General features: G+C 33.6%; 10 protein-coding genes and 1 tRNA gene. 8 read left to right on the top strand and 3 right to left on the bottom strand.

Annotation, left to right across the window (positions count from 1 at the left end; genetic code table 11):
• Positions 1–45 precede the first annotated feature (45 nt).
• Positions 46–1,293, top strand: coding sequence for an NAD(P)/FAD-dependent oxidoreductase (locus tag C1X07_RS09420; RefSeq protein ID WP_103069760.1), 1,248 nt, complete (start codon positions 46–48; stop codon positions 1,291–1,293).
• Between the two features lie 10 nt (positions 1,294–1,303).
• On the opposite strand, the gene C1X07_RS09415 is transcribed toward C1X07_RS09420, so the two are convergent.
• Entirely contained in the window at positions 1,304–2,113 is an 810-nt protein-coding gene (locus C1X07_RS09415) for a tetratricopeptide repeat protein (protein WP_103069759.1), read from the bottom strand.
• On the bottom strand, positions 2,110–2,682 hold the full coding sequence (locus tag C1X07_RS09410; RefSeq protein WP_103069758.1) for an RNA polymerase sigma factor: 573 nt from the start codon (positions 2,680–2,682) through the stop codon (positions 2,110–2,112). The genes C1X07_RS09415 and C1X07_RS09410 overlap by 4 nt, the downstream gene beginning before the upstream one ends.
• 403 nt (positions 2,683–3,085) lie before the next feature.
• Between C1X07_RS09410 and C1X07_RS09405 the strand changes: the two genes are divergently transcribed.
• The 5 genes from C1X07_RS09405 to C1X07_RS09385 all read left to right on the top strand — a co-directional run bounded on the left by C1X07_RS09405 (position 3,086) and on the right by C1X07_RS09385 (position 11,353).
• On the top strand, positions 3,086–5,125 hold the full coding sequence (locus C1X07_RS09405; RefSeq protein ID WP_103069757.1) for a T9SS type A sorting domain-containing protein: 2,040 nt from the start codon (positions 3,086–3,088) through the stop codon (positions 5,123–5,125).
• Between the two features lie 237 nt (positions 5,126–5,362).
• Positions 5,363–6,745 carry a S8 family peptidase gene (locus tag C1X07_RS09400; RefSeq protein ID WP_103069756.1) on the top strand — a complete coding sequence of 461 codons (1,383 nt, stop codon included), beginning with the start codon at positions 5,363–5,365 and terminating at the stop codon, positions 6,743–6,745.
• A gap of 73 nt (positions 6,746–6,818) precedes the next feature.
• The gene (locus C1X07_RS09395) at positions 6,819–9,602 is read left to right on the top strand and encodes a CHAT domain-containing protein (protein WP_103069755.1); all 2,784 of its coding nucleotides are present in this window, start codon (positions 6,819–6,821) and stop codon (positions 9,600–9,602) included.
• 211 nt (positions 9,603–9,813) lie between these two features.
• On the top strand, positions 9,814–10,590 hold the full coding sequence (locus C1X07_RS09390; protein WP_103069754.1) for a hypothetical protein: 777 nt from the start codon (positions 9,814–9,816) through the stop codon (positions 10,588–10,590).
• 28 nt (positions 10,591–10,618) lie between these two features.
• Positions 10,619–11,353: a hypothetical protein gene (locus C1X07_RS09385; protein WP_103069753.1), complete on the top strand. Its 735-nt coding sequence runs from the start codon at positions 10,619–10,621 to the stop codon at positions 11,351–11,353.
• Positions 11,354–11,398: 45 nt separating this feature from the next.
• On the opposite strand, the gene C1X07_RS09380 is transcribed toward C1X07_RS09385, so the two are convergent.
• Positions 11,399–11,480 (bottom strand) — tRNA-Leu (locus C1X07_RS09380).
• A 148-nt stretch (positions 11,481–11,628) separates the two neighbouring features.
• On the opposite strand from C1X07_RS09380, the gene C1X07_RS09375 reads away from it, so the two are divergent.
• Both C1X07_RS09375 and C1X07_RS09370 read left to right on the top strand, forming a co-directional pair.
• Complete coding sequence (locus C1X07_RS09375) at positions 11,629–12,570, top strand: ribose-phosphate pyrophosphokinase (protein WP_103069752.1); 942 nt, start codon at positions 11,629–11,631, stop codon at positions 12,568–12,570.
• Between the two features lie 24 nt (positions 12,571–12,594).
• Entirely contained in the window at positions 12,595–13,224 is a 630-nt protein-coding gene (locus C1X07_RS09370) for a 50S ribosomal protein L25/general stress protein Ctc (RefSeq protein WP_103069751.1), read from the top strand.
• Positions 13,225–13,247: the final 23 nt, after the last annotated feature.

Raw genomic sequence — 13,247 nt, 5'->3', positions numbered from 1 at the left:
TTTGCAAATTTATAATAATTAAGGAGTCTATACTATAGTAGTGCTATGAATGATGAATCTATTGATGTTTTAATAGTCGGCGCAGGACCTTCCGGCTGTGTTGCTGCCTCTTATTTACACAATAATGGTTATCGCATAAAAATCGTAGAAAAGAGTCTTTTCCCCAGATTTGTTATTGGCGAAAGCCTTTTACCAAGGTGCATGGATCATTTTGAGGAGGTTGGATTACTTGATTGCTTGAAAAATATTGGCTTTGAAGTAAAATCAGGAGCTCGTTTTATAAAAGGGTCCCAAGTTTGTAATTTCGATTTCAGTAAAAAACATACCAAAGGCTGGGATTGGACCTGGCAGGTGCCACGTGCAGATTTTGACCATACGTTAGTAAAAGAACTCAAAACAAGAGGTGTAAATATTGCTTTTGAAGAAGAAGTGATTGCGGTCGATTTTGAAGATGAGATTTCTAAAACAACAATTAGAGATAAAGAAGGGAAGCACAAAGTGATTACAGCAAAGTATATTATAGATTCTAGCGGATACGGAAGAGTGCTCCCACGGTTATTAGATCTAGAAAAACCTTCTGAGCTTCCTAAACATTCTTCGATTTTTACTCATGTTAAAGATATTTACAGACCAAAAGGGAATGAGGGAACACTTATTACCTTTGATGTAATAGATACGCAAACCTGGTTGTGGGTAATCCCCTTTTCTAATGGTGTTACTAGCATAGGCTATGTTGGACCAACAGAGTTTCTAGATTCTTTTGTTGGAGATACCACAGAAAAGTTGACACAGATGCTCAGACATTCTGATTATTTTTATAAACGATTTGAAAATGTTGAATTTTTATTTGACCCTATACATATTAAGAATTATTCAAAATCTGTAAAACAGTTATACGGAAAAGGATATGTATTAACAGGAAATAGTGCTGAATTTTTAGACCCTGTATTTTCTTCTGGAGTAACATTTGCAACTGAGTCTGCTTTACTCGCGGCAAAACTAATCACTAAAGAATTACAAAAAGAGACTGTAAATTGGGAACAAGAATATACAGAACACATCAAAAACGGTGTCAATGTTTTTGCTTCATATGTAAGAGAGTGGTATACAGGAAATCTTCAAAAGTTGTTTTTTCATCGACCAGAGAATCCTCAAATAAAGAAGCAAATATGCGCTGTTTTAGCGGGTTATGTTTGGGATAAAACCAATCCTTTTGTTACCAAACATAATAGACTAATTAAAACTGTTGCACACCTTATCGATATGGAAAACGATACCATAATAGAGGATTAAAACTCAGGTATCATTTTAATTTTTTGAGTATTTTTTTTGCTGTTTCGTATTTATAGTTTCCAGGGTCTTTTATAAGTTCCTGCAATTGCTCTTTTGCATCATCTACTTGATTCATTTTTAGGTAGGCTAATGAAATGTACCAATACGCCTTAGTAGCGTCCAGAGAATCGCTATGCAGCAACGCTCTAAAACTTTGCAAAGCATCTTCATTTTTATCAAGTTCTAACTGAGAGATACCTATATATAGTACAACCTGCGAGTTTACACTACTGACCTTATCTTCTGATTGATATTTCAAAAACAAGTCTAATGCTTCCTTATATTTTTCTTGCTTAAATAATTTTTCTGCCTCTGCTAGATCAGTATTAGAATTCCTTAAGGTCAATGAAGGCAAATCACTCCAATTTTTGTACTCAGCATACAAATTTTCGCTTTCAAAATTTTTATTTAATTGAAATACTACAAACAATCCTATTACTAAAATAGCTGCAATAGATCCGACATATACAATAAACCTCCTCATTTGGTTAGAAGGTTTACTATCAAAATATTCATCTTCTACATTCTGAATACTATTTGCAATAGACCTCCCCTTTTCACTTTTTAGAAAAGTTTCGTATTCATTCACCTTTCTATTTTCAATATTAGAATCAGTAATTTCCCAATCTGCATCATCATATAAGACATTCATCTCTCGATATAGTGCTATTTCTCTTGCCAATACCGAATCTGTTGCTATTTCTTTCTCAAAAGCCCGTAACTCCTCACCTCTCATTTCTCCTCTTAGGTAGGCTTCAATTTCTTTCTCTTGATTATTCATAACTCCTTTAATTCATTATAACGAGAATCCGACTGTATAGCTTCTTTAAGCTTCTTTTTGCATTTAAAAATACGTTGACGCACCGTATTTTCAGTGGCATAATCCATTTCATCAGCTATTTTGGCATATGGTATTTTATTGAAAAAAAACTTCAATACTTTTCTACAGTTTTCAGATATCTCCTGAAGTTTTTCCTGAAAAAGTTCCCATTTTTCTTGCTCAAATGCCGCAAGTGCTATTTCTTTTTCTTCATGAATAAGATCAATAACAGCATCATTTGTTACCCTTGATTTTGACATTTTTACTTCACGTCTCCACACATTTTTGCATGTAGTAAAAAAATAACCTTCAAAACTAGATGTTATAGAAAACTCTTTTACTTGCGCTCTAACTGATAATTGTAATAATGCTTTTTGCATTACATCCTTTGCATCATCCTCTGTCCCATCATGTTTACAAACATATTTAAAAACCTTTGGGTATATCTTTTTATAAATCTCTCTAATTCCAGATTCATCACCAGTTACAAGGCTCTGTAATAAGTAATCGTCGTACTTTTGGTCAGTCATGTAGTATTAAAGTTGGAATTTTAGATTACAAAGATGATCGATGATACAAAACTAGCTAATTTTTCAGACTTGCACAGGGGGAAAAACCCTCACTTTTTAAAAACGAAAGTGACACTACTCTTTCATTTCTCAAAATTATTATTTCTATAACCTCCCTCTAATATTTGTTTTCTTCGCTTCAACAATCTACATACATCCCTAACAATTAATGAGGCATTATAAACATGAACACTAGTAGCTGGTATCTGATTTTCAGTTTACCTAAACTTTACAGGTCAAATATTTATATCGAAAAGTAGGGTAACATTTTATTTGTTTTTTGCTCCTGTTGGTAAATATTTATAAACCAAGGTGTATCAAAGCCTAAAAAAATACGCTTTGATGTATCAAAAAATTTAAACCCATGAAAAAAAAATATTCTTTACAAAAACAATGGTTGTTATGCGCGATTATTTCATTGTGCTTTGTAATCGAGTCTATCGCACAGCCTGATTATCGTTGGGCACATTCTATAAACGAAATAACATTTGGTGGTCAAGGAGTAAGTTATGGTGAAGGAATCAATATGGATACTCAAGGAAATATAATTTCTACAGGGTTTTCATTAGGAAATTTTGATTTCGATCCTAGTCCAACAAATCAAATCCCTTCTAACGGAGATAATTCGGCTAATATTTATATACAAAAGTTAGATGCTGGAGGAAATTATATTTGGCACAGGTATTACAGTAATAATAGTACTAATTTTGGTAATGCAGTAGCGACAGATAATAACGACAATATATATGTTGTAGGAACATTTTCTGCAAAATTACCATTTAGTTCAAATGTTACTATTACTTCAAATGGTTCATCAGATGCTTATGTCCTAAAATTGGACCCTAATGGAAATGTATTATGGGCTAGAAATTTTGGACTTTCCGGATATGATGAAGGAAACGACATATTCTACAACAAAAAAACTAATGAGTTGTACATCACAGGTACCTATGAAACTACTCAACTATCTTCTTCAATAACAAAAGACTCCTTTTTATACAAACTGGATCCAGTTACAGGAAATGATATTTGGGTAAGAACATATGGCAGCTACCGCAATGAAAGTGGTAATGGTGTTGCTGGAGATGACCTGGGTAATGTATACATAACCGGAACTTACTTTAAAAAATTAGATTATCGATCTTCCTCTGCGAGTACAATCAATAATTTACTAACAGCGCCATCTGGTGAAGGTTCGAATGCATTTATATTAAAAATCAATAATGCCGGAAACGTGATTTGGGCTAAAGGGATCAATAGACATACTGAAGAAAAATATCGTGGTGCCACTGGCATAGCTATCGCCATAGACGGTAATCGAAATGTCTATGTAACAGGAAATTTTAACACTACTATAGATTTTGACCCTGGTACGACAAATTTTACAGCTTCAAATCAAGGTCACAAAGACACTTACATTGTTTCTCTAACAACTTTGGGGAATTTCAGATGGTTTCAACGTATAGTTGGTAGTACTACAACTGCATATGATCGCGCAGAAACTATAGCAATAGACAATCAGAATGGTGTTCTTACTGGAGGAATAACTTCTACCGGTGGATTGTTTATTAGTCGACATGCTACAGCAAACGGAAATCTAGACTGGATTCACAAAGGAGGAGAAGGAGATGTAGGTGGAATAGTTGTTGGCACTTGTAATCAAATTTACGCAACTGGAGGACTGTATAGTAATATCGGCAATGATTTTGATCCAGATTCAAACACTACAGTCCCTTTATCTGTTGTAGGTCATACAAACGCGTTTAACCTAGCCTGGGGATCAGCAACACCTCCTGTACTAGATCCTTCGTTTACTTATGAAGTATGCAGTAGTACATTAATGGTTAGGGGAGTTAATCAACCCACAGGGGCAAATCCAAATTCTGACTGGTACCTAATAGAGTATTTCCCGGGAACGAGTACCGAAATTATTAGAGATACCATATACTGGTGGCAGCAACCTGCTCCTTATGTGTACAACACTAATCCTATTACTTTTAATTATCAATTGCAATGGGGAAAATTCTATTACGTAAAACATGGCATGTATCTGAATGATTGTTCACCATGGAAAGAAGCTAGAAAATATGGTATAAAACCAAACAACTTACCTTGCCCAGAAAACTTTATCTCTGAAGTTTCAAAGCAAAAAAACACAGAACCCACCTTATCCAATCAAAATGAAATAAAAATTTTTCCTAATCCTACAAATAGGGTATTAAATTTAAAGGTGGAAAACATAGAAATTACCTCATATTCTGTCTTAGATCTTTCAGGAAAACGTATTTTAGAAAAAAAGTATAGAGAAAATGTCATAGATGTATCTGATCTAACCTCAGGAAACTACATTCTTAAGATCAACACAGCTACCAAAACGTATTTTAAGAGATTTATAAAAAAATAAAACATATAGAGAAAAACAAGGTATGAGAACCCTGTTTTAAAATTATCCATCAAGAGGTCATCTAAAAAAACACCTTAGACGACCTCTTCAAATCAAAAAAAAAACAAAAATAACGATGTTATATGGGGTAACATTTTATTTATTTTGTGCTCCTGTTGGTAGATATTTATAAACCATAAACATCATAGCTCTTGGGGAAGAAATAATACGCTTTGATGTTTTAAAAATTTTAAAACTATGAAAACAAGTAAGGTATTAATAGGAATATGTTTGTTAACATTATGGGGGTGCTCTACAGACGAAGGGGATTTTACAGAAAAGGATACTAATCAAAGTATTGAAAAAAACACAAGTTCTGTTCCTACTCACGAAATCATTAAAAATGAAATTGTAATTCAATATAATAGGAAAAACTTAAGCGAAGAAGACAAACTGTTCATTGTAAATCAATTTGAAACTGATTACAAATTCAAAATCACAGATAGAAAAACTTGTGACTGCGACAATGACAATTTAGAACTATGGACTGTGAATTTAACAAACTCTAAGTTTGTCAAAATCGAAGAAACGATCATGAACCTAAAAGGTGATGAACCTAAAGGAGGTGTAGAAGCGAATCTAAACTTTTATTTTCAGATCAAAAATGATCCCATCTCAGGAAATCAAACTTCTACGCTAATTGAAAAAACGGTAGCTATGAATAATGATGATGCTGTAAACATTGCAATTCTGGATACGGGAATAGATTATGATTTCTTTCCAGAACCTTTTTTATACAATAGCAGTAATACAAGTGGATGCTCCAATGAAATCTCAGGTTGGGACTTTGTGAACCATGATAATGACCCTAGAGATGATAATGGTCACGGTACTATTGTTACCAAAATCATTACAAACCAATTAGACAGATACAATATTCCCTATGAGATCATGCCTGTCAAAGCTTTTGATCACAATGGTCGTGGATCATATTGGGCTAGCGTTTGTGGGATCAACCATATTGCCAAAAAACAAGATAATTTTATTGTAAATACCAGTTTTGGCTTTTATAAGTTAACCGAGCAGAATATTTTCAAAAACATTATTGATGATGCGAGTGATCGCTTGCTCATATTAGCATCAGCTGGGAATCTGGGAATCGATACCGATATTCCTGGAAATGAACATTACCCATCGGGATATAACTCTGCAAATGTGTTAACTGTTGGAGGATACACCATAAAAGATTTTTTTGGTGCACCTATACATGGAAGTCCTTATGTTAGCGGGTTGTCTCGCGCAGAAGGTTCCAACTACGGAAAATTAAACATTGATGCTCTGGCTCCTTTTGACGATCATGAAGTAAAATTAACAACATATCCAAGAAACTTAAATGACCCTATAGTAGTATTTGCCGAAGGCACTTCATTTGCTAATGCAGAAGTTACAGCAAGAGCAGCACAACTATTTAATGAGACCAACGGAACTCCTCTAGCTGTAAAAAAGAGAACATTAGACTCAGGATATAAACAATTAGGACTCAATGGCTTCATTGACGAGGGAAAAGTTATTGTAAGAAACATTATTAATTCTAGCAACCCAATACCAGTGCACTACAACAACCCTTCTAATCCGCAATAACCTTTCTAAAAAGATCAGAAAAGACTTTTTTCACAAAACATTATCAAGTACTCGATAATTCCTATTTTTGGGTATGAATTATCGAGTACTTATTTGGTGTTGTATCTTAGCAGTTTTTCCTTTATTTGGGCAAAACGAATCTTATAAAAGGTTTAAAGAAATTCTGAATTCAGATATAGAATTTGAATTAAAAGAAGATCAATCAAATACTTTTTTAAAAAAAAACATCTCAAATATATCTAAAAAAGAATTAGCCGATTGCTATCATGAATATGGAAAATGGTACTTTTTAAATAGCCAAAAAAGTAACCAAGGTCATCTCATAAAAAAAGCTATCCTTCATACTAATCATGCTGCTAGTATAAAAAAAGAAATACCTGACTTAGACTCTTATTCATTGCTTAAAACCTTGTTCAATTTGGGCTATTTTCATACCCTGAATAACAGATTTTTTGATGCGATTAACAGCTACTCAGAAATTGTAAAAATCAATAAAAGCTTAAAAAAAACTTTACAATCGTATATTGGGTTGGGTAAAGTATACATCAAAACAGGAGATATCCACAAAGGACTACACAGTTTTAATCAAGTTATCTACCTAGCAAAAAAAGATACTTTATATAGAAACAGGCTAATTGAAGGGTACCTTGGTCGTATTGATATATACTCCTTAATGGGTTATAAAAAGTACTCTGATAACATAAAAGATGATTTAACAAAAATCGACTCTACCCTTAATGTTTCAAACCTCAGCAAATATACCAAACATAAGTACAAGAATAGATTATATCAAATTGAAGGCAACCGGCTTTTAAAAACCAAACAATATCAAAAAGCCAACATTTACTTTCATAAAGTCTTAAATGGTCTACATCCTCATGACTCTATTAATCTGGCTAGAGTTCATAATAGTATTGGGGTTTCTTTCCTTCATTTAAAAAAACTCGATAGTGCTCAGCTTTACATCCAAAAATCTATTTCTCTAAACCATAAATTCACTAACGCCTATGAAAATCTAGGAGACCTACACATCCATAATCAAAAATTCATCAAAAGTCTAAAAGAGTATCAAAAAGCGATTAGCCTATCTATTTCACATAAAAAGCAAGTACAATTTGACGATTTAATAACCACAGCCGAATTAAAAGTTGCGGTTAACAAATATTATCTCTTAGGTCACCTTACTCAAAAAGCGAATTGTTGGATACAATATTACCATTATGACAACAATAAAGATCACCTATTACAGGCTTTAAAAACATTTAAAGTTGCCGATCAATTGGTAGATATTATTCGTTTTGAAAGTACAGCATATAAATCCAAACTCTTTTGGCGCGAACAAGGAGCCTCTTTATATATGAAAGCAGTAGAAACATGCTACCTGCTTAATAAACCAGAAGAAGCTTATTATTTTATGGAAAAAAATAAAGCACTTCTATTACTAGAAGATATCACTAATGAACAAGCTAAAGAAAATGCTAAACTTCCTGTAAAAATTGCTCAGCGAGAATTTGAATTAAAACAAGCAATTCACTTATCAGAAAACACCCTTAATACTGCAAAAATCTTATCTCAAAAAAATATACAATCGATAAAAGAAGAAATATACCAAAACAAACGTAATCATGAGAAGTTCGTAGATTCGATATCCCCGATATATCCAGAATACACTGCTAGTAAAAAGAAAATAGTAATACTCCCGTATTCTAAATTTACCACCCAATACATTTCGGACAAAGAAGTGGTATTACAATATATTCTTAACAAAAATCAAGGGTATGGAATACTAACCACAATGAATCAATCCATGTTTTTTGAAATTAACAAAACAAACCAACTTCACAAGGATATATCTGATATGCAAAAACAAACCTCTCAATGGTTTTCTAACCGGACACAGTTAAATGCATATCATGAGGTTTCTAATCGGGTTTTTCAAAAAATAATACCATCAGAAGTTTATAGTCTCATTAAAGAAAAAAAACTGATTATACTACCTGATTACACCTTACAACAAATTTCTTTTGATGCATTAATCACCTCTAATCAATCTCATAGTTATTTGATAAAAGATACAGAGATCAGGTATGCTTATTCGATGTCTTATCTGGATCAAAATAATCAAATTCAGAGAAATCCAAAATATGGATTTCTTGGTTTTGCCCCAATAACATTTGATTCCTCCGAACTAAGCGACCTACCCTATAGTGAACAGGAGACATCTACTATATCAACTATATTTTCAGGAGAAAAATTATTAAAAGAAGAAGCCACTAAATCTAATTTTATAGACACTATCCAACACTACAAAATAATTCACCTTTCTACTCATGCCGGTGCAGGCGACATTACTGGTCCCTGGATAGCTTTTAAAAACGAAAACATATCCCTAAATGAAATTTATGCCACCAAAAATCAATCAGATATGATTGTTCTAAGTGCTTGCAAAACCTCTGTAGGAGAACTTAAACAAGGTGAAGGTATTATGAGTCTTGCAAGAGGCTTTTTTTACTCTGGCACTAAAAGTGTTGTTTCTTCGCTATGGTCTACAAATGATAAATCTAATCAAGAATTAATGATTGATTTCTATAAAGGAATTGAACATGGAGAAACTAAAGCATCTGCCTTGCGCAATGCCAAACTAAACTACATAAACTCACATACCGGTAGCGAGTTATCCCCTTTTTACTGGGGATCCTTGATACTTATAGGGGATAATAACCCTATTAGTATACCCTCAAACCTATATTATTGGTATTGGATAGGGGTAATTACAATTTTAGGGCTAAGTACTGGTGTTATATATCTTAGAAGAAGAAAAAGAAATATACTTTTTTCATCAAAACGGGCATCTTAAATAAATAGAACTAACCATCGTATAACAAAAGTCCGCTATTTACATTTTTTATTTTTAATTCTGGGTAACTTTTCCTTTCTTTTTTACTCCCTATTCATACAGAAGCAATTGCAACTGGGTTGATCACCCTATTCTATTAAAAATTCACATGTATTGTGATCGCGAAAACCGAAAAGCGAAAGAGTAGGTACACAATTAAAATTACTAAAAAATGAAAAGCACACTAATAAAACTACTATTTATATGCATAGTATTTTTTGTAAGCTCCTGTGATAAAGAGGAATTAGAGAACGACTCAAATAAGCAAACAACATTTCTACAAAAAAACAACAATATCAATCCTGCGAACCCAGAAAATCCCTATGATGATATAGGAGTTACTCACAACAAAGCTTTATCCTATTTAATGAGTCATTACGACCTAAACAAAGCGGAAGAACTTGACTGGGACCTAAGTATGGAAATTATGAATCGCTATATGAAAGAAAATGGATTTTATAATTACGAAATGATAAACAGAAAAGTTCTGGAAGACACTTTCAAACAAAACTACACACTTACTGTTGAAGACCATAAATACAATTCTTTTATATCCCAAATGAACGAAGCCTTACTGGCATCTGACTTAAATTTTGACGACAGTAAAACATTACTTGATTTTATTGAACGAATTAAAAAAATTGAAACCCAAATAGAAGGTACAGAATTCAATACTGAATATGGTAAAAACCTAAGTTACATTTCCTTGTCAGTAGTTCGTCATTCTGCTCATTTTTGGCATCAAGTACACAATACCCCTAATTCTGGTTTCCAAGGTATTTTCAGTAAAAAAGGCGGAGATCCAGCAGCGATTGCAGCTGCAGATGGCGGTGGTGCTGTCGCTGGTTTCTGGGGAGGTGTCGTGGGAGGCTTCCACGGGGTTGTCGTAGTGTACTTTAGGGGCTATTGGGGCTTCCTGGGGAGAATTAGCACGTCAGGTAATTTATGATGGAATAACTAAATAATACGATTACAAAATGAAAAATACAACATCAATATCAGCAATTATACTAATCACTATTAGTTTCTTCTCTTGTTCCAAAGACAACGAAGAAGTATTACAAGGCAATCCAAATTCGACAAAATCTACACAAGAGATCATAGCCTCCGATTCGTTTAATGAAATAGGGCTTAAACACAATGAAGAACTTAGGTACATACTACAAAACCTACCTAAGGACATCTCTAAAGACAATGTTTTGGAAAAAACCATCAAAGTACTTTCTAAAAAATATCCTGTAGAGAATTTACAAAAACTAGATTGGTATACCGATTACAATAATGCTTCAAAAATGTTCCAGGAATTATATGATAAGGGGCTGATGAGTTATGACTTGTACGAAGTTGGTCTACGAGATTTTAGAGATCTAGATAATTTTGAGAATTATGGCTCTATAGATGATTTTATAATTTCCAGATTAGAATTAACTCATCACCTATCATCAAAGGATGATCAAAAATACAAGAACTTCCTGTCTGTTTTAAAACATTCTTTTAGGTTTTGGGATCCAAATGGAGAAAACGGAGCATCTTATCTTCACTTATCAAAATCACATTCCAAACATCTGTATGACGACCTTAGAAAAATAGTAGGTATCGCTGCTGCAGATAGTGTTAGTAATTTTGTTACTATTGATGGACAAAAGATCCCAACTTCCACATTTGATGCAGTACAATCATTTTTTTATCATGTAGATGCATATTTTTTATAGTTTAGACAAAAAAAGGCTAAGATGTACATCTTAGCCTTTTTCTAGTACTCGAGGTGGGAATCGAACCCACACTCCCGAAAGAACTGGATTTTGAATCCAGCGCGTCTACCAGTTCCGCCACTCGAGCATATTTGGATGGCAAAATTAGCAAAATATTTGTTTCATACCACCAAAATAAGTAATAAAATAAGTGATAGAGTTGAAATAAATTTTTAAATTTGCACCTTGTTTTTAAAAAATAAGTTTTAACTCATTACAATACAACATTTTACCCTATGCAAACCGGAGTTACAGAAGCCAAATTTTTTGCGTGCGGACAAAGCACAGAACTTGCAGAAAAAATAGTAGCTGCCTATGGCGCTAAATTGGGTAATGTCATAACGTCTACATATAGTGATGGAGAATTTCAGCCTTCATTCGAAGAATCTGTAAGAGGATCTAGAGTTTTTATTATTGGATCTACACATCCCAGCTCGGATCACCTTATGGAAATGTTATTGATGCTAGACGCGGCAAAAAGAGCCTCAGCAAGACATATCACAGCAGTATTACCATATTATGGTTGGGCACGTCAGGACAGAAAAGACAAGCCGAGAGTTCCTATTGCTGCAAAACTAGTCGCAAAAATGCTCGAAACTGCTGGAGCAACTAGAATTATAACAATGGATTTGCATGCAGATCAAATTCAAGGATTTTTTGAAAAACCAGTAGATCATTTATTTGCCTCTACTATTTTCTTACCATATTTACAATCATTAAAACTTGATAATCTAACTATTGCATCACCAGACATGGGTGGTTCCAAAAGAGCTTACGCATATTCTAAAGCCTTAGAAAGTGATGTAGTAATATGTTACAAACAAAGAGCAAAAGCCAATGTGATTTCACACATGGAATTGATCGGTGATGTTACAGGAAAAAACGTTGTTTTGGTAGATGACATGGTAGATACCGCCGGAACACTCACAAAAGCAGCAGATTTAATGATCGAAAGAGGAGCAAAAAGTGTTAGAGCAATCTGTACACACCCCCTTCTTTCTGGTAACGCTTATGAGCGACTAGAAAATTCGAAATTAGAAGAATTGATCATAACCGATTCTATTCCTCTAAAACAAAAAAGTAATAAAATCAGAGTAGTTAGCTGTGCAGATTTATTTGCAGATGTTATGAACAGAGTTCACAACAATAAGTCGATTAGCTCTAACTTTATAATGTAAATAATAATTAATTAAATTTTTAAAATGAAATCATTAACGATCAATGCATCTCATAGAGAAAGCGTAGGCAAGAAAGCAACAAAAGCCTTACGTAATGCTGGACAGGTACCTTGTGTTATTTATGGTGGAGACACTATTGTACACTTTGCAGCACCAGAAATTGCTTTCAACAAATTAGTGTATACTCCAGACGTTCATACCGTGGTAATAGCGTTGGATAATGGTACAAAAATAAATGCTATTTTACAGGATATTCAATTTCACCCTGTAACAGATAGAATTTTACATATTGATTTTGTTGAAATTTTTGACGACAAACCAATCACAATGGAAATCCCTTTTAAAACTGTAGGAACTTCTAGAGGAGTTCTTAATGGAGGGGTTCTTAGATACAACCTAAGACGTATTAAAGTAAAAGGTCTTGCCGCTAAGCTTCCTGATGTAATCGAAGGAGATATCTCCAAATTAAGAATCGGAAACAAACTATTAGTTACTAGTGTCGCGAGTGAGGATTACACTATCCTACATCCAGACAACACAGTAATCTGTATGGTTAAAACTTCTCGAACAGCTGTTGCTGATAGTGATGATGAAGATGAAGAAGCTGAAGGAGCAGAAGCACCAGCTGCTGAAACACCAGCTGCTGAAGCTTAATTTTGCGGTTTTAGTATAATATA

It is taken from the genome of Aquimarina sediminis (assembly GCF_002895435.1).
Taxonomy (GTDB): domain Bacteria; phylum Bacteroidota; class Bacteroidia; order Flavobacteriales; family Flavobacteriaceae; genus Aquimarina; species Aquimarina sediminis.
This window is presented reverse-complemented; position numbering and strand designations above follow the sequence as displayed.